Annotated in this window: 25 protein-coding genes; 7 read left to right on the forward strand and 18 right to left on the reverse strand. The window is 67.8% G+C overall.

The genetic code is table 11. From position 1 onward, the window contains the following. Window positions 1–8 precede the first annotated feature (8 nt). Window positions 9–2,456, forward strand: coding sequence for a ligase-associated DNA damage response DEXH box helicase (locus tag PV764_RS05785; protein ID WP_284128903.1), 2,448 nt, complete (start codon window positions 9–11; stop codon window positions 2,454–2,456). Continuing rightward, on the forward strand, window positions 2,446–3,090 hold the full coding sequence (gene pdeM, locus PV764_RS05790; protein WP_019183436.1) for a ligase-associated DNA damage response endonuclease PdeM: 645 nt from the start codon (window positions 2,446–2,448) through the stop codon (window positions 3,088–3,090). The genes PV764_RS05785 and pdeM overlap by 11 nt, the downstream gene beginning before the upstream one ends. Before the next feature lie 44 nt (window positions 3,091–3,134). On the opposite strand, the gene PV764_RS05795 is transcribed toward pdeM, so the two are convergent. From PV764_RS05795 to PV764_RS05830, 8 genes are all read right to left on the reverse strand, one after another. Further along, window positions 3,135–3,404: a hypothetical protein gene (locus PV764_RS05795; RefSeq protein WP_019183437.1), complete on the reverse strand. Its 270-nt coding sequence runs from the start codon at window positions 3,402–3,404 to the stop codon at window positions 3,135–3,137. A gap of 256 nt (window positions 3,405–3,660) precedes the next feature. Then, window positions 3,661–4,917 carry an FAD-dependent oxidoreductase gene (locus PV764_RS05800; RefSeq protein WP_421116294.1) on the reverse strand — a complete coding sequence of 419 codons (1,257 nt, stop codon included), beginning with the start codon at window positions 4,915–4,917 and terminating at the stop codon, window positions 3,661–3,663. 63 nt (window positions 4,918–4,980) lie between these two features. Next, complete coding sequence (cspE, locus tag PV764_RS05805; protein ID WP_019183439.1) at window positions 4,981–5,187, reverse strand: transcription antiterminator/RNA stability regulator CspE; 207 nt, start codon at window positions 5,185–5,187, stop codon at window positions 4,981–4,983. 88 nt (window positions 5,188–5,275) lie between these two features. Then, window positions 5,276–6,022: an S-methyl-5'-thioinosine phosphorylase gene (locus PV764_RS05810; protein ID WP_070425660.1), complete on the reverse strand. Its 747-nt coding sequence runs from the start codon at window positions 6,020–6,022 to the stop codon at window positions 5,276–5,278. Beyond that, window positions 6,022–6,576 carry a hypoxanthine-guanine phosphoribosyltransferase gene (locus PV764_RS05815; protein WP_019183441.1) on the reverse strand — a complete coding sequence of 185 codons (555 nt, stop codon included), beginning with the start codon at window positions 6,574–6,576 and terminating at the stop codon, window positions 6,022–6,024. The genes PV764_RS05810 and PV764_RS05815 overlap by 1 nt, the downstream gene beginning before the upstream one ends. Next, the gene (gene nagZ, locus PV764_RS05820) at window positions 6,576–7,583 is read right to left on the reverse strand and encodes a beta-N-acetylhexosaminidase (protein ID WP_019183442.1); all 1,008 of its coding nucleotides are present in this window, start codon (window positions 7,581–7,583) and stop codon (window positions 6,576–6,578) included. The genes PV764_RS05815 and nagZ overlap by 1 nt, the downstream gene beginning before the upstream one ends. A 67-nt stretch (window positions 7,584–7,650) precedes the next feature. Further along, window positions 7,651–8,343, reverse strand: a complete 693-nt coding sequence (locus tag PV764_RS05825; protein WP_019183443.1) for a DsbA family oxidoreductase — start codon at window positions 8,341–8,343, stop codon at window positions 7,651–7,653. Window positions 8,344–8,388: 45 nt separating this feature from the next. After that, window positions 8,389–8,892: a CYTH domain-containing protein gene (locus PV764_RS05830; protein ID WP_026069817.1), complete on the reverse strand. Its 504-nt coding sequence runs from the start codon at window positions 8,890–8,892 to the stop codon at window positions 8,389–8,391. Window positions 8,893–8,972: 80 nt separating this feature from the next. Between PV764_RS05830 and PV764_RS05835 the strand changes: the two genes are divergently transcribed. Then, the gene (locus PV764_RS05835) at window positions 8,973–9,584 is read left to right on the forward strand and encodes a hypothetical protein (RefSeq protein WP_341986465.1); all 612 of its coding nucleotides are present in this window, start codon (window positions 8,973–8,975) and stop codon (window positions 9,582–9,584) included. On the opposite strand, the gene rlmD is transcribed toward PV764_RS05835, so the two are convergent. Beyond that, window positions 9,585–10,919, reverse strand: coding sequence for a 23S rRNA (uracil(1939)-C(5))-methyltransferase RlmD (gene rlmD / locus PV764_RS05840; protein ID WP_421116295.1), 1,335 nt, complete (start codon window positions 10,917–10,919; stop codon window positions 9,585–9,587). Window positions 10,920–11,056: 137 nt separating this feature from the next. On the opposite strand from rlmD, the gene PV764_RS05845 reads away from it, so the two are divergent. Continuing rightward, window positions 11,057–11,791: an Hpt domain-containing response regulator gene (locus PV764_RS05845; RefSeq protein WP_284128899.1), complete on the forward strand. Its 735-nt coding sequence runs from the start codon at window positions 11,057–11,059 to the stop codon at window positions 11,789–11,791. A 70-nt stretch (window positions 11,792–11,861) separates the two neighbouring features. On the opposite strand, the gene recO is transcribed toward PV764_RS05845, so the two are convergent. The 9 genes from recO to rpoE form a co-directional block, all read right to left on the reverse strand. Further along, window positions 11,862–12,587, reverse strand: coding sequence for a DNA repair protein RecO (gene recO, locus PV764_RS05850; RefSeq protein ID WP_421116296.1), 726 nt, complete (start codon window positions 12,585–12,587; stop codon window positions 11,862–11,864). Between the two features lie 31 nt (window positions 12,588–12,618). After that, the gene (gene era, locus PV764_RS05855) at window positions 12,619–13,515 is read right to left on the reverse strand and encodes a GTPase Era (protein ID WP_019183449.1); all 897 of its coding nucleotides are present in this window, start codon (window positions 13,513–13,515) and stop codon (window positions 12,619–12,621) included. After that, window positions 13,512–14,192, reverse strand: a complete 681-nt coding sequence (gene rnc / locus PV764_RS05860; RefSeq protein ID WP_341986468.1) for a ribonuclease III — start codon at window positions 14,190–14,192, stop codon at window positions 13,512–13,514. The genes era and rnc overlap by 4 nt, the downstream gene beginning before the upstream one ends. Further along, on the reverse strand, window positions 14,182–14,565 hold the full coding sequence (locus tag PV764_RS05865) for a DUF4845 domain-containing protein (RefSeq protein ID WP_046273302.1): 384 nt from the start codon (window positions 14,563–14,565) through the stop codon (window positions 14,182–14,184). The genes rnc and PV764_RS05865 overlap by 11 nt, the downstream gene beginning before the upstream one ends. A 32-nt stretch (window positions 14,566–14,597) precedes the next feature. Further along, window positions 14,598–15,392, reverse strand: a complete 795-nt coding sequence (gene lepB / locus PV764_RS05870) for a signal peptidase I (RefSeq protein WP_019183452.1) — start codon at window positions 15,390–15,392, stop codon at window positions 14,598–14,600. Window positions 15,393–15,492: 100 nt separating this feature from the next. Continuing rightward, window positions 15,493–17,283 (reverse strand): translation elongation factor 4, encoded by a 1,791-nt coding sequence (gene lepA, locus PV764_RS05875; RefSeq protein WP_019183453.1) that lies wholly within the window; start codon window positions 17,281–17,283, stop codon window positions 15,493–15,495. A 167-nt stretch (window positions 17,284–17,450) separates the two neighbouring features. Further along, entirely contained in the window at window positions 17,451–18,977 is a 1,527-nt protein-coding gene (locus PV764_RS05880; protein WP_421116297.1) for a DegQ family serine endoprotease, read from the reverse strand. An 84-nt stretch (window positions 18,978–19,061) separates the two neighbouring features. After that, entirely contained in the window at window positions 19,062–19,964 is a 903-nt protein-coding gene (locus PV764_RS05885; RefSeq protein WP_421116298.1) for a sigma-E factor negative regulatory protein, read from the reverse strand. Then, window positions 19,961–20,581: an RNA polymerase sigma factor RpoE gene (gene rpoE, locus PV764_RS05890; RefSeq protein WP_421116299.1), complete on the reverse strand. Its 621-nt coding sequence runs from the start codon at window positions 20,579–20,581 to the stop codon at window positions 19,961–19,963. Before rpoE ends, PV764_RS05885 begins: the two co-directional genes overlap by 4 nt. Before the next feature lie 237 nt (window positions 20,582–20,818). Here rpoE and PV764_RS05895 point away from each other — a divergent pair, with 237 nt between their 5' ends. The 3 genes from PV764_RS05895 (at window position 20,819) to aqpZ (ending at window position 24,741) form a co-directional block, all read left to right on the forward strand. Next, on the forward strand, window positions 20,819–22,882 hold the full coding sequence (locus tag PV764_RS05895) for a 3-hydroxyacyl-CoA dehydrogenase NAD-binding domain-containing protein (RefSeq protein ID WP_284128897.1): 2,064 nt from the start codon (window positions 20,819–20,821) through the stop codon (window positions 22,880–22,882). A gap of 159 nt (window positions 22,883–23,041) precedes the next feature. Next, window positions 23,042–23,905 (forward strand): pirin family protein, encoded by an 864-nt coding sequence (locus PV764_RS05900; protein WP_019183458.1) that lies wholly within the window; start codon window positions 23,042–23,044, stop codon window positions 23,903–23,905. Between the two features lie 113 nt (window positions 23,906–24,018). Further along, the gene (aqpZ, locus tag PV764_RS05905; RefSeq protein ID WP_019183459.1) at window positions 24,019–24,741 is read left to right on the forward strand and encodes an aquaporin Z; all 723 of its coding nucleotides are present in this window, start codon (window positions 24,019–24,021) and stop codon (window positions 24,739–24,741) included. The last annotated feature ends 121 nt before the right edge of the window (window positions 24,742–24,862 follow it).

Consider the following 24,862-nt stretch of genomic DNA (forward strand, 5'->3'; position numbering starts at 1 on the left):
GGGAGGCCATGGCCCGCCTGACAGCGTGGTTCGCCAGCCGGGGCTGGGCGCCGCTGCCGTTCCAGAAAGCGATGTGGAAGCATTACCTGGCGGGCGACTCGGGCCTGCTGCACACACCCACCGGTAGCGGCAAGACGCTGGCGATGTTCGGCGGGCCGCTGCTGCAGGCGCTGCACGATCCGCCACCACGCACCACGCGTGGCCGTGCCAAGACACCGGTGCCGGTCCTGCAGGTGCTGTGGATCACCCCGCTGCGGGCGTTGGCCGCCGATACCGCGCGCGCGCTGCGCGAGCCTTTGGATGCCCTCGGGCTGGACTGGCAGGTCGGCCTGCGCACCGGCGATGCCAGCGCGCGCGACAAGCGACTGGCGCGCGAGGGTCGGCTGGATGTGCTGGTGACCACGCCCGAATCACTGGCCCTGCTGCTCAGCTACCCCGACACGATGGCCCGCCTGCAGCACCTGCGCTGCGTGGTCGTGGATGAGTGGCATGAACTGCTGGGCAACAAGCGCGGCGTACTGTTGCAGTTGAATCTGCGCCGCCTGCGCGACGCCCTGCCCGCCCTGCAGGTATGGGGGCTGTCGGCCACGCTGGGCAATCTGGAGGAGGCGCGCGAGGTACTGTTGCGCGACGTGCCCGACGCGCCGCTGGTGGCCGGCGCACGCCCCCGTCCGGTCAGCGTGGAAACACTGCTGCCCGCGCAGGGCGAGCGTTTTCCCTGGGCCGGCCACCTGGGCTTGTCGCAGCTGCAGCGCGTGCTGGAGAAGCTGCTCACGGTGCGCACCAGCCTGTTGTTCACCAACACCCGCGCCCATGCCGAACTCTGGCACCAGGCACTGGCGGCAGTGTGGCCGGAAGACCCGGATACCCTCGCACTGCATCATGGCTCACTGGACCCGGCGTTGCGCCGCGCCGCCGAGCAGGGCCTGCGCGAAGGCCGCCTGCGCTGCGTGGTCGCCACCTCCAGCCTGGATCTCGGCGTCGATTTCCCCAGTGTCGACCAGGTGCTGCAGATCGGCAGCCCCAAGGGCATCGCGCGGCTGCTGCAGCGTGCCGGGCGCGCCAGGCATCGCCCCGGCGAATCCGGGCACATCGTGTGCGTGCCCTCGCACGCGCTGGAGCTGGTGGAGTATGCCGCCGCGCGTCGCGCGCTGGCCCAGGGGCACATCGAAGCCCGCCGGCCGCTGCGATTGTCGCTGGATGTGTTGGCGCAACACGCGGTGAGCTGCGCGTTGGGCGGCGGCTTCGATCCGGACGCGCTGCTGGAGCAGGTGCGGCGCACGCACGCGTTCGCCGGGCTGGACAGCACGCACTGGGAGGGCGTACTCGAGTTCATCGTGCAGGGCGGCCGCGCGCTGTCGCAGTACCCGGACTTCCACAAGGTGGTGCGCGATGACGATGGCATCTACCGCGTGCACGACCGTCGCGTCGCGCTGCGGCACCGGCTGTCGATCGGCACCATCACCAGCGATGGCAGTGTCATGGTGCAGTTCCTGCGCGGCGGCAGGCTGGGTGCGGTGGAGGAGCAGTTCCTCAGCCGGCTGCGCCCCGGTGATCGCTTCCAGTTCGCCGGGCGCCTGCTGGAACTGGTGCGGCTGGAGAACCTGACCGCGTATGTGCGCCTGGCCCGGGGCGGCGATGGCGTGGTGCCGCGCTGGCAGGGCGGCCGGCTGCCACTGTCCGACGCGCTGGGCCATGAAATGGAAACGGTGCTGGCCCGCCCTGCCGACAGCCCGGAGATGCGCTGGCTGGCGCCGCTGCTCGCGCTGCAGACGCGCCTGTCCGTCCTCCCCGGTCCGGAGCTGCTGCTGGTGGAACACGTGCGGCGTCGCGATGGCCAGTTCGTGTTCGTGTATCCCTTCGCCGGTCGCCAGGTCAATGAAGGGCTGGCCGCGCTGATGGCATTGCGCTGGACGCGACAGCACAGCAATACCTTCGGCTACGCGGCCAACGACTATGGATTCGTGCTCGCACCGGCGCGCCCGGTCGAACTCGATGCGGCGAGCGTGCGCACCCTGCTGGCACCGGAGGGACTGCTCACCGATCTGCGCGAGAGCCTCAACCTGGGCGAACTGGCGCGGCGCCAGTTCCGCGATATCGCGCGGGTGTCAGGCATGCTCGTACCGGCACTGCCCGGCCGCACGCCGCGCAGCCTGCGCCAGCTGCAGGCCTCCAGCGGGCTGCTGTACGACGTGCTGCGCCAGCACGATCCGGATCACATCCTGCTGACGTTGGCCGAACACGAAGTGCTGCACGATCAACTCGATCTGGGAAGCCTGGCCCGCGCTCTGTCGAGCTGCCAGGCCCGAACACTGAGCGTGCAGCATCCGACCAGCCTGGGACCGTTGTCTTTCCCGCTCTGGGCAGAACGCTTGCGCGGCCAGCTCAGCAACGAAGACTGGAAGACCCGCGTCCTGCGCGCCGCACAGCAACTGGAGAAGCGCCATGGCGCCTGAACTGCCGATCACCCTCGCCGGCGAAAGCGTCCATCTGCTCGGTGCGCGTGCGCTGTACTGGCCGGCGCGCGATGCACTGCTGATCGCCGATCTTCACCTGGGCAAAGCCGATCTGTTCCGGCGTTCGGGCATCGGCCTGCCCAGTGGCGGCACCTCCGATGACCTGCAGCGTCTGGGCGCGGTGGTGCAGCAGCGCGCCATCCGCCATCTGTGGATACTCGGCGATGTGCTGCATGGCGCTGCGCACCGCGCTGCGTGGTACCGCCAGTGGCAGGGATGGCGCGAGCAGCATCCACAGCTGTGGATCGGCGCACTGGAAGGCAATCATGACCGTGTGCTGCCCAAGGCCGACCTGGGCATCGAACTGCTGGGCGAGCGTATCCAGGAAGGACCGTTCCTGCTGCGTCATGCACCGCAGCCGCAGCCAGGGCTGCATGTGCTGTGTGGTCACCTGCATCCGCTGGCCCGCTTGCCGGGCATGCAGCGGCGTTGGCCAGCGTTCTGGATGCGCGAAGGAATGACGATACTGCCAGCGTTCTCGGGCTTCACTGCCGGCATCGCACCGGTACTGGCCTCGGGCGAAAGGCTGGTGGCCTGCGTCGAGGACCAGGCCATCGCGTTGCCGGCGCGCTGATCCGGACAGCGCGCGACGTCGGTGACGCAGTTACCTTGCCTGCATCAGGCAGCGGAGGCCAACAGGCTGGGCATCAACCGGATATCCGGTGCATTCGGATTGGGCCGCACGGGTTGCCGCTGGATCGCGGTCAACATCTCATGGGCAGCGCTGCGGATGCGCGGGTGGTGTTCCGGCGCAGCGTGCGTGATGAGGCTGGTGACATGGAACTCGAACACGTCTTCCATCACGTCCGGCTGATCCTCATGCAGCATCTGCAGCAGTCCGCGCAGTTTGCGGATTTCACTTTCCAGAGTTTCGGCCGAGAACAGCATTTCAATCTCCTTGGGTTGCGATCGGTCCACCGGACCGTAGGTCGCAAACGCAGCCCCACCCAACCCCCCCGCAGTCGCGGGGCTCCAAGCGATCAGGCATCGGACAGCGCGTCCGTGGAAGCAGCAGGTCGTGCATGGATGAACCACATGCACGCTGCGTTTGCCTGAGTGTTGTCCCACGTGGGCGGTGAGTCCACCGTCAATGGATGTTATTCACGCCTTCACATCCGCTGCGATGGGCTGCTACGCGGGGTTATCAGCAGATGCCGTCGCGCTCGCGCGTGTCCTGCAGCCCGTGCATCGCCTGCATGAACGCGGGCGACAACGGCAGTCTGCCGAGCCAGCCGCACTGCGTTCCACTGAGGACGCGGAGCATGTGTCCACGCCCGCCCGGGATGCGGCCCATCGGCTGGAACAGCACATCGCGGGCGCGCGCCAGGCCATCCCGTTCGGACTGGAACAACGGCGTCAGCCAGCGGCTCCAGTACTGGTAGATCGCTACATGCGCGCGGCGCTGTGCCTGGTAGGCCTGCAGCGCATTGTCGCGATCAGCGTGCGCGCGCAGTGCATCGCGCAACGCCAGTGCATCCATCAGCGCCATGTTCACGCCCTGCCCCAGCTGGGGGCTCATCGCGTGGGCGGCGTCCCCCACCAGCACCAGCCGCTCGCGGTGCCAGCGCGCGAGCACCGCGTCGCGATACCCGGCGCGAGCCAACTGTGTGGGTTCACACACGCCCGCCAACCGCGCGTGCGCCTGCGGCCACAATGTGGCGATCTCATCCAGCCAGCGCGCCATGCCGTCACGCTCCCACTGGGCGAACCGGTCGCGTGGCAGGCTCCAGAAGAAGCTCAACTGCGGCTCATCGTTGCCGGGTCGCGTGCCCACCGGCAGCAGCCCGATCATCTTGCGCGCCGCCACATAGCGTTGGCGCAGCTCATCGATGTGCGGCCAATCGCCGCGCGGCAGCAGGCACCACAGCGCTCCCCACGGGTATTCGCGGTCAAGCGATGTGCCCTGCACCTGCGCACGCAGCGACGAGGCCGCGCCATCGGCGGCGATCACCAGATCATAGGGGCCATGCCAGCGCCCCTGTGCGTCACGCACGCGCCCCTGCGCGGTGTCCACCTCGACGATGGACGTAGCGGGCTGCAGATTGCCCGGCTGCTCCCACGCAGCGGCCAGCAGCGAGAACAGCGCACCGCGCTGCATGCCCACGCCGTGCAGCGCTGGATTCAAGTCGGCATAGCGCATGTCCATCACCGTGCGCCCGCACGGGGTTTGGCCGTGCAAGCGGCGCACGGGGGCACCGTGCTGCATCACCGCGGGCAGCAGCCCCATCTGCCAGAGCACCTCCAGCCCGGTCGGCTGGAGCAGGAAGCCGGCCCCGACCGGACCGGGCCGCGCCGCGCGCTCGAACACGTGCACCTGGTGATGGTCACGTGAAAGCAGGATCGACAGGGCCTGGCCAGCGGTGCCGTAACCGACGATGGCGATGGTGCGACGAGGGGTCATGGGGGACTCACTGATGAAAAAAAACCCCGCCGAAGCGGGGTTTTCAATGCGCAGCCGAGAAAATCACTCAGCCGGCACGATGTTCGAGGCTTGGGCGCCCTTCGGGCCCTGGGTCACGTCATAGGTGACCTTCTGGCCTTCCTGCAGACTGCGGAAGCCCTTGGAGTTGATCGCGGAGAAGTGCGCGAAGACGTCGGCGCTGCCGTCCTCCGGCGAGATAAAGCCAAATCCCTTGGCGTCGTTGAACCACTTGACGGTACCGTTCGGCATGGTAATGCGAGACCTTCTTCTATGAATGGGTGGTGTACGCTCAACCAGCGCACTGGCGGAGTATGCAAACCTTGTACGGTAATGACAATCACCCCCGTGCCAATTCACCGATCAATTCGGGCAGGCCGGAGGAGGCGGCGTCCACATTGGCCAGCACTTCGGCCATCGTGATTTCATCGCCATCGCCACAGCCGGCGGCCCAGTTGGCCACGATCGCCAGGCAGGCGTAGTCCAGGCCGAGCTCGCGGGCCAGGCTGGCTTCGGGCATGCCGGTCATGCCGACCAGATCGCAGCCATCGCGGCGCATGCGCGCGATTTCCGCATTGGTTTCCAGCCGCGGGCCCTGGGTCGCGCCGTAGCAGCCACCGTCCTGCAGGCGCACGCCGGTCACTTTCGCCGCGGCCAGCACCTTGCTGCGCAGCATCGGCGTGTACGGGTGGCCGAAGTCCACGTGCAGCACGTCGGTGCCCGGCTCTTCGCACAGGGTGGAGATGCGGCCCCAGGTGTAATCGATCAGCTGGTCCGGGCAGGCCAGCACGCGCGGGCCGAACAGTTCGGTGATGCCGCCGACCGTGTTGAGCGCAAGCACACGCTGCGCGCCGATCTGCTGCAGCGCGGCCAGGTTGGCACGGTAATTGATCTTGTGCGGCGGCAGCGAGTGGCCTTCACCATGGCGGGCCAGGAAGGCCACGCGCTGACCCAGCAGCGTGCCGACGCGGATCGGGCCGGACGGCGTGCCGTAGCGCGTCTGCACCTGGTGGCTGCTCACATCGTCGAGCTGGGCCAGCTTGTAGACGCCGGTGCCGCCGATGACGGCAAGGGAAATGTGTTCCATCATTCCTTCATCGCGTAGATGGCCGGCACGCAGCGCAGCGTTTCGTTGACGTCCATGCCGAAACCGAACACATAGCGGTCCGGCAGGTCGATGCCGGCGTAGTCGGCCTTGACGTCCGGCAGCGCGCGGTCGTGCAGCTTGACCGTCAGCGCGGCGATGCGCACGTCGGTGGCGCCCTGCTCCAGGCACCAGGTGCGCACGCCCTGCAGCGTGTAGCCCTCGTCGAGGATGTCATCGACCAGCAGCACGCGGCGGCCGAACAGCGCGGTGGCCGGCTTGTGCTTCCAGACCAGGTCGCCGCCGGTGGTTTCACCGCGGTAGCGGGTGGCGTGCAGGTAATCGAACTGCACGTCCTGGCCGCGTGCGCCCAGTTCCAGTGCGAGCTGGCCGGCGAACGGCAGCGCGCCGTGCATGATCGACAGGAACAGCGGGACCTCGCCCTTGTAATCGCGCGCGATGGCGTCGGCGATGCCAGCGATGGCCTTGTCGATGGTGGGACGGTCGACCAGCAGGTCGGCCTGGGCCAGGGCCTGGGAAATGGTGAGGTTGGGCATCAGACGGTTCTTCCAAGGGTGTCAAGCAAACGGGATTGGGTGGTGCCGTGGCGGGAATCGGCCAGCAGGCCGTCCCAGCCCAGCGCGCCGCGGCCGATCAGGCCGAGCAGCGCAGCGGTGTTGAGGGTGCGACCTTCGACGGCGCGCAGCGATTCTTCCACCAGTTCGGGGTGGCAGACCAGCACCACGTCGCAACCGGCGTCCAGGTGTGCATCCACGCGCGCCTTCACGCCACCGGCGGCGAATGAAGCGGCCATGCCGATGTCGTCGGAGAAGACCACGCCGCGGAAGCCCATCTGTTCGCGCAGGATCTGCTGGATCCAGCGTGGCGAGTAGCCGGCCGGCTCCGGCGCGACCTGCGGGTAGACCACGTGGGCCATCATCACCGCATCGGCGCCGGCGGCGATGCCGGCCGCGAACGGGATCAGGTCCAGCGCGCGCAGTTCATCGAGCGAGCGCGGGTCGCTGGCGTCGTGGAAATGGGTGTCTTCCAGCACGGTGCCGTGCCCGGGGAAATGCTTGAGCGTGGCGGCCATGCCAACGCTGTGCATGCCGCGCACATACGCGGCAGTGAACGCTGCGACCACCTGCGGGTCCGCGCTGAAGGCGCGATTGCCGATCGCCAGGTTGCCACGGCCCAGATCGACGACGGGGGCGAAGCTGAGGTCCACGCCACTGGCGCGCACTTCACTGGCCATCAGCCAGGCGTGCTGCTCGGCCAGGGCCAGCGCGGCCTCGCGATCGGAGGCATACAGCGCATCGAAGCCCTGCAGCGGCGGCAGCGCGCTGTACCCCTCGCGGAAGCGCTGCACGCGGCCGCCTTCCTGGTCCACGCAGATCAGCTGCGGGCGCGGCGCGGCGGCACGGATGGCCGCCGAGAGCTCGGCGATCTGCTCGCGCGAGGCGAAGTTGCGCTTGAACAGGATGACGCCGGCCACGGCGTCGTGCTGCAGCCACTCGCGTTCCTGGGCGGTGAGTTCGGTCCCGGCAACGCCGATCACGAGCATGGGGTGTCTCCAATACGGGGCGCCACCATGGCGCACTGCCGCATTGTCGCAGAACCCGCGCGCAGCGTCAGACCTCGCAACCGTCCGGGCCGCAGCCATCGCCGTGCCCCGCAGGGCCTGCAGGCGTGCGTTCGGCCGCGATCTGGCGCAGGGCCTGGGCGAACGCCTCCGGTGGCTGGGCCCCCTGGATGGCGTATTTATCGTCGATCACGAAGGTGGGCACGGACTGAATGCCGAAGCGCTGCGCCTGCGCCAGCTGCGCCTGGATCTCCTCCAGCCCCTCCTCTCCTTCCAGCAGCGCGGTGATGCGCTCGGCCTGGAGCCCGCCGGCGGCGCCGGCGGCAATCAGGGTCTGGGGATCGGCCAGGTTGCGCCCCTCCACGAAATGCGCGCGGAACAGTGCCTCGCCGACCTCGGCCTGGACGCCTTCACGCCCGGCCAGCCACATCAGCCGGTGCGCCGGCAGCGTGGTCACCCGGACCTGGCCCTGGTTGAAATCCATCGGCAGGCCCTCGGCGCGCGCCGCGGCCTGGGTCTGGGTCAGGATCTGTTCGGTGCGCTCGGCACTGCCGAACTTGGCCGCGTACGCCTGGCGCAGCGGTACCGGGGCCGTGCCGGCGTCGGGATCGAGCAGGAACGGGTGCCAATGCACCTCCACCTCGGGCGCGTCATCGCCGAGCAACGCCAGTCCCTGCTGGAACCGGTGCTTGCCGATCCAGCACCAGGGGCACACCACATCCGACCAGATATCGATTTTCATCTGGCCAGATTTTGGGCGGCAAGGCCGCTTCACAAGGGCCGCGGATCAGCCGCGTTCAGCGCTTGACCAGCGTGAAAAGGGGTGCGCGGCCAGGGCCAGGTTGTAATAGCGCACCTGGTCGGTGACCTCCTCGCCTGCCCACTCGGGCAGCGTAACCGTCTGCTCGGCGTGCTCGAGCTCCACTTCGGCCACCACCAGCCCGGCGTTCTCGCCCAGGAATTCGTCCACCTCCCAGAGCAGCCCGTCGTGCTCGACCAGGTGCCGGCGCTTGTCGATCAGCCCGCCGACGCACAGCGCCAGCAGCGCGCGCGCATCCTCCACCGGGATCGGATAATCGAACTCCTGCCGGGTGTGCCCGATCTCGCGCGACTTCATGTTGAGGAAGGCCTGCGCGCCCTGGATGCGCACGCGCACCGACGCCTTCTGCGCGCCGCTCTCCAGCGAGGCGGCATCGTTGAGATAGCCCTGTGCCATCGGGATCACCGCGTGCGCAGCGGTGCGCCAGCCCTCACCGGTGACGAGGTATTTGCGTTCGATTTCAATGCCCATGCGCACAGTATGCGGCGATCGCGGCACCGCGGCCACGGCGTGCTTCTATACTGCCCGGCTGCCTTGCAAGGACGCCCCCGATGAAACCGCTCTTCCCCGCCCTGCTGCTGACCCTGCTGCCGTTGGGCGCGCTCGCCACCTCGCCGCCCACGCCTGCACAGATCGAGGCGGCGGTGATGGCCATGGTCGAGGCGGAAAAGACGCCGGCCGCCTCTACCCAGGATCTGCTGCTGCAGTCGATGTTCACCCCTCGCCGGTTCGAACATGGCCCGTGCTGGGCAAGCACCACGCTCGCCGGTGCATACGACTGCCTGGTCGGCATGGAGATCGGCCTCAAGAACCGCTACCGCATGCTTCGCTTCGTTCCGCAGGGCATGGGCTGGGCGATGCAGCGCGCCGATGTCGACGCGCCGGTGCCCCCGCGCGAACGTGTCCGCGAGCTGCTCAATGCGCAGCTTGATCGCCGTGCTGCGTCCATCGACGATGCCGCCACCCGCGAGGAACTGCGCGCGTTCCAGCAGCGCCTGCAGATCTTCGCGATCGACGACTGCGAACTGCGCAGCACCCAGGCGCCGGAGATCCGCTGCAATGTCACCGCCGGGGATGCGACCGAGCGCGGCACCGAACCGCAGACCTATGTGTTCGACGCACACGGCCAGTGGCAGAACGCTGCGCCCGGGGACGGGCGCTGATCAGCGCTTTTCGAACACCGCGGTGCTTTCCACGTGCGCGGTGTGCGGGAACATGTCCATCGCGCCGGCCGAGACCAGGGTGAAGCCCTGCTCGTTGACCAGGTAGCCGGCATCGCGCGCCAGCGAGCCCGGATGGCAGCTCACGTAGACGATGCGCTTGAACTGCTTCAGCGGCAGCTGCTGCAGCACTTCGATGGCGCCCGAGCGCGGCGGATCCAGCAGCAGCTTGTCAAAGCCCTGGCGCATCCACGAGGCCTGGCGCTGGTCCTGGGTCAGATCGGCGGCATGGAATTCGGCATTCTCCAGCCCGTTGCGCACCGCGTTCTCACGCGCACGCGCCACCAGGCCTGCATCACCCTCCACACCGACCACGTTGCGCACGGTGCGCGCCAGCGGCAGGGTGAAATTGCCCAGCCCGCAGAACAGATCGAGCACGCGCTCATCCGGCCCGGCATCGAGCAGGGCGAGCGCGTGCGCGATCATCTGCACGTTGAGCTTGGCATTGACCTGGATGAAATCCAGCGGGCGGAACGCCAGCTCGACATCCCACGGCGCCAGCTTGAACGACAACGGCACCTCGGCTGGCCACAGCGGCTGCACCGACTCCACGCCACCGGGCTGCAGCGAGATCGCAAAACCGTGTGCCTGGCCGAAGGCGATCCACGCGGCACGGTCGGCATCGCTGAGCGGCTGCATGTGGCGGATGGTCAGCATGATCGCGTCATCGCCGGCGATGAATTCGATCTGGGGAATGTCGCGTTTGCCGTCCAGGGTCTCGATGAACTCGGAGAGCACGCCGACCTTCATCCCGATTTCCGGAATGACGGTCAGGCACTGGCTCAGGTCCGCGACGAAACGCGGGTCCAGCTCGCGGAAGCCGACCAGGGTCTTGTCCTTCTTCTCGACGCGGCGCACCGAGAAGCGGCCTTTGCGGCGGTAGCCCCAGCTGTCGCCCACCAGCGGCGGCAGCACCGTGCCCGGGGTGACGTGGCCGATCCGGGTCAGGTTGTCGATCAGCACCCGCTGCTTGGCCACGATCTGCTGCGACTCTTCCAGGTGCTGCAGCACGCAGCCGGCACAGACGCCGAAATGCGGGCAGCGCGGGGTCACCCGCTGCGGCGAGGCCTTTACGACCTCGATGGTCCGGGCTTCATCGAAATGACGATTGCGCGCGGTCGGCTCGGCGGTCACCACCTCACCGGGGAGCGCGCCGGTGATGAAGGTGACCTTGCCACCCTCGCCGTCGCGGCGGGCAACGCCACGGCCGTCATGGCTGAGGTCGAGGATGTCGGTCTGGAAGGGAGTACGGTCGAGGCGGGAGCGGGTTCGGGCCACGTGGCAACAGGCTGCGGGCAAAAAGGGTGCGTATTGTCGCAGATACCAACTGCCAACTGACTTGCCGCCCGCTGAAACCGCTTGCAGGCGGGGACTTCGCGTTTAATATGGGCGCAGCTGACATGGAGGCAGCCCCAATGCAGATGACCCCGAGGGATCCCATGCCCCGATTCCTGCTCGTCGAGGACGACACCATCAGCCGCGGCTTCTTCAAGGCCGCGCTGGAAACCCTGCCGGCGCAGGTGGATACCGCCGATTCCCTGGCCACGGCCATGGACCGCGCCCGTGGCAACCAACATGATCTGTGGCTGATCGACGTCAACCTGCCCGACGGTAACGGCACGCAACTGCTGCAGGAGCTGCGCCGCTCGCGGCCAGATACGCCAGCACTGGCACATACCGCCGATGGCGACACCTCGATCCATTCGCGGCTGCGCGATGCCGGCTTCAGTGAAACCCTGGTCAAGCCGCTGAGCCGTGAGCACCTGCTCAAGGCCGTCCGCCGCGCGTTGGTGCATACCGCTGGCAGCCTGTCCGCCCCGGTGCTTGCCGACGCCGAGGACGTGGAGGGCGAGCGCCAGGACTGGGACGAAACCACGGCTTTGGCCGCGCTGAATGGGCAGCGCCACCACCTCATCGCGTTGCGCGAGCTGTTCCTGGCCGAGTTGCCCGGGGTTCGCGACGCGGTGGCCCAGGCCCTGCGTGAGGAGGATGTGCGGGCCCTGCGCGGCCAGCTGCATCGGCTGCAGGCCAGCTGCGGATTTGTCGGCGCCGCGCGCCTGGCCCGGGCGGTCCGCCAGCTGCACCAGGCCCCGGACTCCACCGGGGCGCAGAGCCGCTTTCGCGTGGCGGTCGACGCCCTGCTGCAGTGAGCACGGGCGGCAGCGCGTGCAGCGTTGCCGCGTGAGTCCCCCCCGCAACGGCGCCGCGGGCCGCCTGCGCTCAGGTGCCCCGTCGCGCCAGGTCCTCCAGCATTTCCCAGGATTTCAGCCCTCGCCCGCCGAGATGGTGCATCAGCACTGCGCGCATCGGCCGGCGCAGGCTGCCCAGATCCTCGGGCCCGGGCAGTTCATCGGCGGCCAGCGCCAGCAACGCACTGCCGGTCGCGGCGCCACGGCGCTGATCCACACCGCGGTCGCTGAGCAGCCGGCGCGGCCCCTCCTGCGGGTCCAGCTCATACCGTGCGGCCGGGTCGACCGGCTCCTCATCGCTGCCGTGCAGCAGATCGAAGCCGAAGCCCAGGGCCTCCAGCAGGTCGCGCTCGAAACGGCGCAGGGTCCAGGCCAGCGGCTCGCCATCGCGCAGCCGTGCGCGGACCTGCGCGTAATGGTCGTAAAGCTCGGGCAGCGGGTCCTGGCGGGGCGCCAGCCGCATCAGCAGTTCGTTGATGTAGAACCCGGCCAGCATCGCCTGGCCGGTCAGGCGTGGCGCAGCGTCCAGGGCCTCGGCCCCGCGCAGCTGGGCCAGCTCGCCCCGCTGCACGGCGGTCAGGCGAATCCACTGCAATGGCTGCAGGGCCGCGCGCAGCGCCTGGCTGCGCGGGCTGGATACGCCTCGGGCAAGCACCCCGATCCGGCCGTACTGCTCGGTCAGCACCTCCACGAGCAGACTGGTTTCCCGCCACGGGCGGGCGTGGAGCACGAACGCCGGCTCATCCTCGATGCGCATGGTTCAACCGCCCGGGGTTGGAGGGGCCGGCTTATTCGTAGCCGAACGCCTTGAGCGCGGCTTCATCGTCGGACCAGCCTTCGCGCACCCGGACCCAGGTTTCCAGGAAGACCTTGGCGCCGAACAGACGTTCCATCTGCAGGCGGGATTTGGCGCCGATCTCCTTCAGGCGGGTGCCGGCCTTGCCGATCACGATCGCCTTCTGGCCTTCGCGCTCGACCCAGATCACCGCACCGATGCGCAGCAGGTTGCCATCTTCGACGAAGCGCTCGATCTCGACCGTGGTCGCATACGGCAGTTCTTCGCCGAGCTGGCGCATCAGCTGCTCGCGCACCAGCTCACCGGCGAGGAAGCGCTGGCTGCGGTCGGTGATCTCGTCCTCGCCGAACATCGGCGGGGCTTCCGGCAACAGCTTCATCAGGTCGCGGACCAGCGATTCCAGGCCATTGCGCTTCTGCGCCGAGATCGGGTGCACCGCGGCGAACGTGCGGCCCTCGGTGACCTGCTGCAGGAACGGCAGCAGGGCGCCCTTGTCCTTGAGCCGGTCGATCTTGTTGACCACCAGCACCACCGGGATCCCCGAGTCGCTGAGCACGTTGAAGGCCAGCGTGTCTTCCTCGTCCCAGCGGCCGGCTTCGATCACCAGCATGCCCGCGTCCACGCCCTCGAGCGAGCCGCGCGCGGCGCGGTTCATCACCCGGTTCATGGCGCGCTTCTGCGCACGGTGCAGGCCGGGGGTGTCGACCAGCACGATCTGCCCTTCCGGGTAGCTGGCAATGCCGAGCAGCCGGTGCCGCGTGGTCTGCGGCCGGTTGGAGACGATACTGACCTTGGCGCCCACCAGGGCGTTGGTCAGGGTGGATTTGCCGACGTTCGGGCGACCGATGACGGCCACGCTGCCGGAACGATGGGGGGTTGCTTCGTTCACTTGGAATCCAGTTGCTCGAGGGCGGCGGCAGCCGCCTGTTGTTCGGCCAGCCGTCGCGAGGCACCTTCGCCTTCGGTGCTGACAGCGGGGTCGGTTACGCCGCAGCGTACCCGGAAGGTCTTGGCGTGATCGTCACCCGATTCTGACACCAGCTCGTACAGGGGCAATGCCTTCTGCCGCGCCTGCAGCCATTCCTGCAGTCGGGTCTTGGGGTCTTTCTCCGGCTTGCCGGTGGCCGGCAGGGCCTGCATCGAGGCGGTGAACCAGGGCAGCACCACGGTCCGGCAGGCGGCGAAGCCGGCATCGAGGTAGATCGCAGCGACGACCGCTTCCAGCGCATCGGCCAGGATGGAATCGCGGCGATGGCCGCCGGTCTTCATCTCGCCCGGGCCCAGGATCAGGCGCTCGCCCAGGTGCAGCTCGCGCGCGATCACCGCCAGCGCGCCCTCGCGCACCAGTTCGGCACGGGCGCGGGTCAGCGCGCCCTCGTCGGCCTTGGGCCAGCGTTCGTAGAGCGCCTGGGCCACCATCATGTTGACGATGCTGTCGCCGAGGAATTCCAGCCGCTCATTGTTGGGCGTGCCGGCACTGCGATGCGTCAGCGCCTGCTGGAGCAGGCCCGGATCGTTGAAGGCGTGACCGATCAGGTCACCGCGTTGGAAGGTCTTAGTCGGCACCGCGGAGAGTCAGATCCTGGTTGGTGTCAAATTTGCCCACCACGTCGAGATTGCCGATCAGCTCACGGCGCACTTCGTAGTTGACCTTCAAGTTCCAGCCGCCGTCGATGCGGTCGAACTTGATATCGGAGGGCTTGAGATTCTCGGAATAGCTCATGTGGATGCGCTTGAAGAACAGCTCCTGGACCCTGGCCGGCTCCATGTTGGCCACCCCCGGCTCCTTGGCCAGGCTCTTCAGCGCCGTGCGCACGGCGTAATACTCCTGGTACATCGGGAACAGCTTCATCCCGATGTACAAGAAGAAGGCGACCACGATCAGCACCACCAGGAACGAGGTCAAGGTGATGCCGCGCTGCGATGTCATGTTCTTCATTGCGTTCTCCCCAGATACGCGTGTGCCATCAATCAATGGATACCCGTGCCGATCCGCGACGGCTCGAAACCGTCCTTGCAGAACCAGCCCGAGCAGTTCAGCCAGATCAGGAAGGCCTTGCCGCGGAGGTTTTCCTCCGGCAGCAGGCCCCAGAAGCGGCCGTCGTCGCTGTTGTCGCGATTGTCGCCCATCACCAGGTACTTGCCGGCCGGAACGGTCCACTGGCCTTCGCCGCGGGCGTAGTCGGTCTCCAGCACGGTATGGGTGCGGCCCGGCAGGTGCTCGACCAGCAGCGAGCTGCCCTCGCCCTGGCCGTTATGGCCGGCGTACAGGCCCTTGTTGTCGTATTTGACCGGCTCACCGTTGAGGATCAGGCCATTGCCCTGGAACTCGATCTGGTCGCCCGGCACGCCGATCACGCGCTTGATGAAGTTCTCACCCTTGGCCGGATCGTTGTCCGAGTGGCCCGGGAAGTGGAACACCACCACGTCGCCCCGCTTGGGCTCGCCGAACGGGATCACCTTGGCGTTGTTCAACGGCAGGCGCAGGCCGTAGGAGAACTTGTTGACCAGGATGAAATCGCCGATCAGCAGGTTGGGCATCATCGAGCTGGACGGGATCTTGTACGGCTCGGCGATGAAGCTGCGCACCACCAGTACGATCGCCAGCACCGGGAAGAACGCCCGGGCGTAATCGACCACCACCGGCTCGGTGTCCAGCAGGCCGGCGCGCTGGGCGCGGCGCTTGGCGAAGTACAGCTTTTCAGCCAGCAGGATCAGGCCCGAGGCCAACGTCAGTACGACCAGGAGGAACTCAAACAATTTCATGCAGTGTCCTTGGGAACGATTGCAGCGGTGTGGTGTGCCCCTGCGCGTCCGGCGACACCGATCCGGTGCCGCCCGCCGCTGCCGGGAAAGCCATCCGGCCTTACTTGTCCATCTGCAGCACGGCCAGGAAGGCTTCCTGCGGGATTTCCACGCGGCCGACCTGCTTCATGCGCTTCTTGCCTTCCTTCTGTTTCTCGAGCAGCTTCTTCTTGCGCGAAACGTCGCCACCATAGCACTTGGCCAGCACGTTCTTGCGCATCGCCTTGACCGTGGTGCGCGAGATGATCTGCGAGCCGACGGCGGCCTGGATGGCCACGTCGAACATCTGCCGCGGGATCAGTTCCTTCATCTTCTCGCACAGCTCGCGGCCGCGGCGATCGGCATGGCTGCGGTGCACGATCAGCGACAGCGCATCGACCTTGTCGCCGTTGATCAGCACGTCCACGCGGACGAACGGACCGGCATCGAAGCGCACGAAGTGGTAGTCCAGCGAGGCATAGCCACGGCTGACCGACTTGAGCTTGTCGAAGAAGTCCAGCACCACCTCGGCCATCGGCAGTTCGTAGCTGATCTGCACCTGGCTGCCCAGGTAGTTGATGCCAAGCTGGCTGCCGCGCTTTTCTTCGCACAGCTTGATGATGTTGCCGATGTACTCCTCGGGGGTGAGCACGTTGGCGCGGATGATCGGCTCGCGGATCTCATCGACCTGGTTCACCGGCGGCAGCTTGGCCGGGTTGTCCATGTTGATGATGGTGCCGTCGGTCTTGAGCACTTCATAGACCACGGTCGGTGCGGTGCTGATCAGGTCCAGGTTGTATTCGCGTTCCAGGCGCTCCTGCACGATTTCCATGTGCAGCATGCCCAGGAAGCCGCAGCGGAAGCCGAAGCCCATCGCCTCGGAGCTTTCCGGCTCGAAGCGCAGCGCGGCATCGTTCAGGCGCAGCTTGTCCAGCGCTTCGCGCAGGTCCGGATAATCCTCGGCATCGACCGGGAACAGGCCGGCGAACACGCGCGGCTGCATTTCCTGGAAGCCCGGCAGCGGCTTGGCGGCCGGGTCGGCGGCCATGGTCAGGGTGTCGCCGACCGGCGCGCCGTGCACGTCCTTGATGCTGGCCGTGACCCAGCCCACTTCACCGGCGCGCAGGGCCGGCAGCACCTTGCGCTTGGGAGTGAACACGCCGACGTTGTCGACCTGGTGGTTGCGGCCGGTGGACATCACCTGCAGCTTGTCGCCCGCCTTGATCTGGCCCTGCATCACGCGCACCAGCGAGACCACGCCCAGGTAGTTGTCGAACCACGAGTCGATGATCAGCGCCTGCAGCTTGTCGGTATCACGCGGCACCGGCGGCGGAATGCGATGCACGATCGCCTCCAGCACGTCCTGCACGTTCAGGCCGGTCTTGGCGCTGACCGGCACGGCATCGGTCGCGTCGATGCCGATCACGGCCTCGATCTCGGCCTTGGCGCGCTCGATATCGGCGGTGGGCAGGTCGATCTTGTTGATCACCGGCACCACTTCCAGCCCCTGCTCAACGGCCGTGTAGCAGTTGGCGACGGACTGCGCTTCCACGCCCTGGGCCGCATCGACCACCAGCAGCGCGCCTTCGCAGGCGGCCAGCGAGCGGCTGACTTCATAGGAGAAGTCGACATGCCCGGGGGTGTCGATGAAGTTCAGGTGGTAGGTCTGGCCGTCTTTGGCGACATACGGCAACGAGACCGACTGGGCCTTGATGGTGATGCCACGCTCGCGCTCGATCGGGTTCGAGTCGAGCACCTGCGCCTCCATCTCACGGGCCTGGAGGCCACCGCAAAGCTGGATGATGCGATCGGCCAGCGTGGACTTGCCGTGGTCGACGTGGGCGATGATGGAGAAGTTGCGGATGAACCGCATCGAATCAGAAGACATAGGTGGCGGCGGCGCGTCGCGTCGTCAGGATGACTGCGGATTATCGCATGGCCGGCCCGGTCCCGCGTGGGCCCGGCGGCGATTGTCGCCAACGGCCCCCTGGAAACGACCGGGCCCGCCGAAGCGGGCCCGGAAACACAGGCGGGGCGGGCTTACTGCCCGGCCTTGACCGCCACGAAGGCACTGTTGCCGTTGGCACGGACCAGCAACATGACCACGTCACCCTTGCTGTAACCGCCCAGCGCCTTGTTCAGCGCGGCCACGCTGCCGACCGGGGTGCGACCGACCTGCAGCACCACCAGCCCCGGCGACAGGCCGGCATCACGCGCCGACTGGCCGTTGACCCGGGTGATCCGCACGCCCTCGACGGCCGACAGGCCCAGCTGCTGGCGCTGCGCGGCGGTCAGATCGGCCACGTCCAGCCCCAGCAGGGCATTGGCGCCGGTCTCCGGCTTGGCCGCTTCCGCGGCCGGACGGGTGGCGCCGCGCTCGGCGTCTTCGGCCAGTTCGGTCAGGGTGGCGGTGATTTCCCGCTCCTTGCCGTCGCGCAGCACGCTCAGGCGGACCTTGCTGCCCGGCGGCAGCGCGCCGATGGCCGGCGGCAGATCACTGAAGGTATTGATCGGGCTGCCATTGACCGAGCGGATCACGTCACCCGGTTCGATACCGGCCTTGAGCGCCGCGCTGCCCGCGACCACTTCGTTGACCAGCGCGCCGCGGCTGTCCGGCAGGCCCAGCCCTTGCGCCTTGAGGCTGTCGATCGGCCCGACAGCCGCGCCCAGCTGGCCCCGGCTGACCCGGCCGGTCTTCTTGATCTGTTCGACCGCGCCCATCGCCAGGTCGATCGGGATCGCGAAGCTGATGCCCATGTAGCCACCGGACGCGGAGAAGATCTGCGAGTTGATACCGACCACTTCGCCGCGGGTATTGAGCAATGGGCCACCGGAGTTGCCCTGGTTGATGGCCACGTCGGTCTGGATGAAGGGCACATAGCGCTGGTCCGGACCGCCGGTGCTGCGCCCGACCGCGCTGACCACGCCGGCGGTCACCGAGTTGTCCAGCCCGAACGGCGAACCGATCGCGACCACCCACTGGCCCGGCTTGAGCGTATTGGAATCGCCCACGCGCACCGTCGGCAGGTTCTTGGCGTCGATCTTGAGCAGGGCGACGTCGTACTGCTGGTCGCTGCCCACCACCTTGGCGGTGAACTCGCGGCGATCGCCGAGCTTGACCTTCACTTCACTGGCATCGGCAACGACGTGGTGATTGGTCAGCACGTAGCCATCGGCGGAGATGATGAAGCCCGAGCCCATGCCGCGGCCGCGGATGCTCGGCGTGCCGTCATCGGGGCCGTCGGCGCCCTGCCCCGGCATCTGGAAGTCCGGACCGAAGAAGCGGCGGAAGAATTCGGGCATGTCCTGGTCCGCCGGACCGGCCATGCGCGCCTGGCGGTTGCTGCGCACGATGGTGGTCTCGACATTGACCACGCCCGGACCGACCTGTTCGACCAGGTTGGTGAAGTCAGGCAGACCGCTGACCAGCTGCGGCGCCGGCGCCCGCGGAGCGGCGGCCGCCGCCGGGGCGGCAGCGGTGGCCGGCGACGGCGACTGGGCGCAGGCCACGAGCGGGAGCGTCATGGCGATCAGCGCCAGGGCGTGGGTACGGATACGGGCGGTCATCAGACACGAACCTCCGGGTCAGGAAAAAAAGGGGGGGGAACGCTCCGGCGCACGGGCCGGAGCGGAGCGTCGCCGCGACGATGCTCAGTCGCGGTGCCGGCGTGCGGGTTCGGCCGTTTCGTCTGACTCCTGCAGACGCGGCTCGAAGGGATAGAACGCAGCCTGCGGCGCCTGCGTGGAGAAGCTCGCATTGAGCGCCCCGCCCGCAGCCGGGGCCAGGCTGGACCGCGGCCAGGGCTTGGCCTGCAGGTTGCCGACCTCACCGAACGGGAACTGCCGCACGGTCGCCGCCGGGATGGCCGGGGTCAACGGCGCCTGACTGGCAACCGCCCGCTGCGGTTCGGCACTGCGTTCGGCGGCGCTGCCACGCGCGGCCTGCTGGGTGCGCGTGGCGCTGGCGCTGGCGCGGCGTGCGGTGGCCACGTCCTGGCGGCGGCTGGCCGCCGCCACCGCAGCCGCTGGCACCGCAGCCACGGCGAGTGCCTGTTCGGCGGCAGAGGCTCCGGTAACCGGTGCGGCCGGCAGTTCGGCCTGGCTGGCGATGATGGTGGTCGGCGCCTCCAGCGGGGCCTGGGCGGGCAGCTGTTCGCGCGTCATGAACATCGCCACCGCGGCCACGGAGGCGGCCAACGCCGCGCCACCGCCCCAGCGTCGCCAGCTGCCGCGCCGTTGCGCCTGCTCCGGGCCACGCTCCACCCTGGCCTGCATCGCCGGGGCGGGCTCTACGGCCACGGACGCGCGCACACGCTCGGCGAAATCGACCGGGGCCGGTGCGCAGGCCTGCCCGCGCAGCACATCGCCCAGCATCTGCCAGCGTTCGTTGCAGCTGGACAAGGCCTCATCGTGTTCCAGCCGACGCAGCATGAAGCGCGCTTCATCGGCCGACAGTTCACCATCGATCAGCGAGGACAGCTGCTGACGGTAATGGGCGTCGAATTTATCGGGGGACGCGCCCCGGGAAGCATCATTGGACATATCGTGGCTCATGCGCGGCTCTTCTCGCGGGTGGCGCTGCCCACATCGAGCAGCGGCCGAAGTTCAGTGTCGATCGCCTCGCGGGCACGGAAAATCCGCGACCGCACGGTGCCGATCGGGCACCCCATCTTCTGCGCGATTTCGTCGTAGCTCAGGCCCTCCACCTCGCGCATGGTGATGGCTGACCGCAGTTCTTCAGGCAGCGCGGACACTGCCTTCATCACCGTCTGTTCCAGTTCCTGTCGCATCAACTCGCGTTCGGGCGTGTCGGTGTCGCGCAGGCGGGTGCCGCTGTCGTACTGCTCGGCGTCCCCGATTTCGATGTCATCGGTGGGCGGGCGGCGGTTGTGCGCGGCAAGATGGTTCTTGGCAGTGTTCACGGCAATCCTGTGCAGCCAGGTATACAACTGGGCGTCGCCGCGGAAACTGCCGATCGCGCGATACGCGCGGACGAACGTGTCCTGGGCGACGTCCTGACATTCACTCCAGTCCGCGATGTAGCGCCCGATCAGCGCGATGACCCGATGCTGGTACTTGCGCACCAGGACATCGAACGCCGCGCTCTCGCCACGCTGCACACGTCGGACCAGCTCCAGGTCCAGCTCCTGTGGTGTTTCAACCTCGGCCATGGGGGGCCGCACTCCTGTCAGCCCAACCGACGTCGGGCAATGAGACTGCCAATCCCGGGAAAAGTTCAGCGCTCGATCACACAGCGCCGCACCAGCTTTTAACCACCGTTCCGTTAAGGTTTCCGATCCAGGCAATGAATCGACGGTATCTCTCCCCAGCTATAGGGATTTGACGGGGAGGAAACAACCTCTGGATCATAGCCCCCTTCTCCATACACAACCGGATGGAACGTTCCCATGCTCTCAGGCTTCGATGGGCTCCGCTTCTCGCATTGGCACCCGCAGATCCGTGACGATGGCGTCGTGGTGCTCAGCCTCGACCGCCAGGACAGCAGCGTCAATGCCATGTCGCAGGACGTGCTGCTCGAACTGGGGGACCTGATCGAGCGGATCGCGATGGACCCGCCCAAGGCGGTGGTGATCCAGTCGATCAAGGCGGCCGGCTTCATCGCCGGGGCGGACCTGAAGGAATTCCAGGCGTTCGACCGCCGCGGCACCGTCAATGACGCGATCCGCCGTGGCCAGAGCACCTACCAGAAGCTGGCCGAACTGCCCTGCCCGACCGTGGCGGCGATCCATGGGCATTGCCTGGGCGGCGGCACCGAGCTGGCGCTGGCCTGCCGTTACCGCGTGGCCTCCAACGATCCGTCCACCCGGATCGGCCTGCCGGAAACCCAGCTGGGCATCTTCCCGGGCTGGGGCGGCAGCTCGCGCCTGCCGCAGCTGGTCGGCGCGCCGGCGGCGATGGACATGATGCTGACCGGCCGCAATCTGTCGGCCTCGGCCGCGCGCAACATCGGCCTGGTCGACAAGGTCGTCGCGCCCGCCGTGCTTCTCGATACCGCGGTCTCGCTTGCATTGAAGGGCACCACCCGCCCGTTCAAGCAGCGCGCGACGGCGTGGATCACCAACACCTGGCTGGCGCGCAGGCTGCTCGCCCCGCAGATGGCCAAGCAGGTCGCCCGCAAGGCGCGCAAGGAGCACTACCCGGCGCCGTACGCGCTGATCAACACCTGGGCGCGCACCGGTGGCAGCCCGATCCAGACCCGCCTGGATGCCGAGCGCCGCGCGGTGGTCAAGCTGGCCGGCACGCCGACCGCACGCAACCTGATCCGCATCTTCTTCCTGACCGAACGCCTGAAGGCCTTGGGTGGCAAGGACCATGGCATCCAGCACGTGCACGTGGTCGGTGCCGGCGTGATGGGCGGTGACATCGCCGCGTGGTCGGCCTACAAGGGCTTCAACGTGACTCTGCAGGATCGCGAGCAGCGCTTCATCGATCCGGCCATGGAACGCGCACAGGCGCTGTTCGCCAAGCGGGTGAAGGACGAGAGCAAGCGCCCGGCCGTGGCCGCGCGGTTGAAGGCCGATCTCGCGGGCGAGGGCGTGGCGCTGGCCGATCTGGTGATCGAAGCGATCATCGAGAATCCGGAAGCGAAGCGTGATCTGTACCAGTCGCTGGAGCCGAAGATGAAGGCCGATGCGCTGCTGACCACCAACACCTCCTCGATACCGCTGGACGAACTGCGCGACCACATCCAGCGCCCGGCGCAGTTTGCCGGCCTGCATTACTTCAACCCGGTCGCGCAGATGCCGCTGGTGGAAATCATCCATCACGACGGCATGGCCCCGGAAACCGAGCGTCGCCTGGCCTCGTTCTGCAAGGCACTGGGCAAATTCCCGGTGCCGGTCGCCGGTACCCCTGGCTTCCTGGTCAACCGCGTGCTGTTCCCGTACATGCTCGAAGCCGCCACCGCCTACGCCGAAGGCGTGCCCGGGCCGGTGCTGGACAAGGCCGCGGTCAAGTTCGGCATGCCGATGGGCCCGATCGAACTGCTCGATACCGTCGGTCTGGACGTGGCCGCAGGCGTGGGCAAGGAACTGGCGCCCTTCCTGGGGCTGCAGGTGCCGGCTGCCCTGGCGACGGTGGAACAGGGCAAGCGCGGCAAGAAGGACGGGCAGGGCCTGTACAAGTGGGAGAACGGCCGGGCGCAGAAGCCGGACGTCCCCGCCAACTACGAGATCCCGGCCGATCTGGAAGACCGCCTGATCCTGCCGCTGCTCAACGAAGCGGTGGCCTGCCTGCACGACGGCGTGGTCGCCGATGCGGACCTGCTCGATGCCGGCGTGATTTTCGGCACCGGCTTCGCCCCGTTCCGCGGTGGCCCGATCCAGTACATCCGTGCCACCGGTGCCGATGCCCTGGTCGAGCGCCTCAAGGTGCTGCAGCAGCGCTACGGCGATCGCTTCGCCCCGCGCCCGGGCTGGGACTCGCCGGTACTGCGTGAGCCCGTGATCTGAGGCGCGATGATGTGATGTGACGACGCCACCGTGAGGTGGCGTTGTCGTTTGTGCTGCCGTCCCTGTGCGACCAGAACAACCTGTTACCGATACAGGCCTCCCGCCCCCACACCCCGCATGCGATCCTCCCGCTCTGTCCCCGCCAGCGAGACCGCCCGCATGACGACCATCATCGCCCCCCGCATCCATGACATCGGTGGCCTGCAGGTACGCCGCGCCGTGCCGACCCTGCAGGCGCGCAGCGTCGGTCCGTTCGTCTTCGTCGACCAGATGGGCCCGGCCGTGCTCTCCCCCGGCACCGGCATCGACGTGCGCCCGCATCCGCATATCGGCCTGGCCACCGTCACCTTCCTGTGGTCCGGCGCCATCGGCCACCGCGACACGCTCGGCTCGGACCAGGTGATCCGCCCCGGCGACGTCAACTGGATGACCGCCGGCCGCGGCATCGCCCATTCCGAACGCACGCCCGCCGTCGAACGCGAGCACGACCATCCGCTGCACGGCATGCAGACCTGGCTCGCGCTGCCGAAGCAGTTTGAAGAGACCGACCCCGCGTTCTACCACCATGCCGCCGCCACCCTGCCCCAGCAGCGCCGCAAGGGAGCCTGGCTGCGTGTCATCGCCGGCCGCGCGTACGGCGAAGAATCGCCGGTGAAGGTCTTCGCCGATACCCTCAACGTTGCCATCGATCTGGATGCCGATGCGGAAATCGATCTCGATACCGGCCACGCCGAGCGCTCGCTCTACATCCTGGAAGGCCAGGCCCAGCTCGATGGCGTGGATGTTCCTGCCCAGCACCTGATCATTCCCGAGCCCGGTGCCCGCGGCCGCCTGCGTGCCAAGACCCCGATCAAGGCGATGCTGATGGGCGGCGAACCGCTGGATGGCCCGCGCCACCTGTGGTGGAACTTCGTGTCCAGCTCCACCGAGCGTATCGAGCAGGCCAAGCACGATTGGGAATCCGGGCGTTTCGGCACCATTCCCGGCGACGACAAAGAGTTCATTCCGCTGCCCACGTACTGACCCGCGCACCGCCATCGACCGTTCGTCGGGTGTTGACGCCACCGTCACCCCGATGAACCCCGATTCAGCTACGTTGCGCCTGCCCACCCCGGGCATACACGTGGAGCACGTCGATGAGCATGGGCAAACGTCTGGCCGCCGAGTTCCTGGGCACGTTCTGGTTGGTGTTGGGTGGGTGTGGCAGCGCCGTGCTGGCCGCCACGTTCGGCGGCGATGGCAATCCGCTGGGGATCGGCTTTCTGGGCGTCGCGCTGGCCTTCGGCCTGACCGTGCTGACCGGCGCCTACGCGTTCGGGCACGTGTCCGGCGCGCACTTCAATCCGGCGGTCAGTGTTGGCCTGTGGGCCGGCGGCCGATTCCCCGCGCGCGAGCTGCTTCCCTACATCGTGGCGCAGGTGCTGGGCGGCGCATTGGCCGGCTTCATCCTGCTGCAGATCGCCTCCGGCGCGCCCGGTTTCCAGATCGATGGCAGCCAGGCCGGCGCATTCGCCAGCAACGGCTATGGCGCACTTTCGCCAGGGGGCTACAGCGTCGCCGCCGCCGCCCTCTGCGAAGTGGTGCTCACCGCGTTCTTCCTGATCGTGATCATGGGCTCCACCCATGGCAACGCACCGGCCGGCTTCGCCCCGATCGCGATCGGCCTGGCCCTGACCCTGATCCACCTGATCAGCATTCCGGTGACCAATACCTCGGTCAACCCGGCGCGCTCCACCGCCGTAGCCCTGTTCGCCGGCAGCGGCGCGCTCGGCCAGCTCTGGCTGTTCTGGCTGGCGCCGCTGCTGGGCGGGCTGATCGGCGGCACCCTCTACAAGTGGATGGGCACCGCGCCGCGCTGATGCTCAGGGCCGGGCGGGCAACCCCCGCCCGGCCGCTGACAAAAGAATCAACTGAAACCGTTATTTGTACACTGAGTCACATTCCGTTAAGGTCCCGAGCACTCGTCCGACACTGACGGCA

The sequence above is a fragment of the Stenotrophomonas sp. AS1 genome, assembly GCF_048957655.1.
GTDB classification, from domain to species: Bacteria; Pseudomonadota; Gammaproteobacteria; order Xanthomonadales; family Xanthomonadaceae; genus Stenotrophomonas; species Stenotrophomonas bentonitica_A.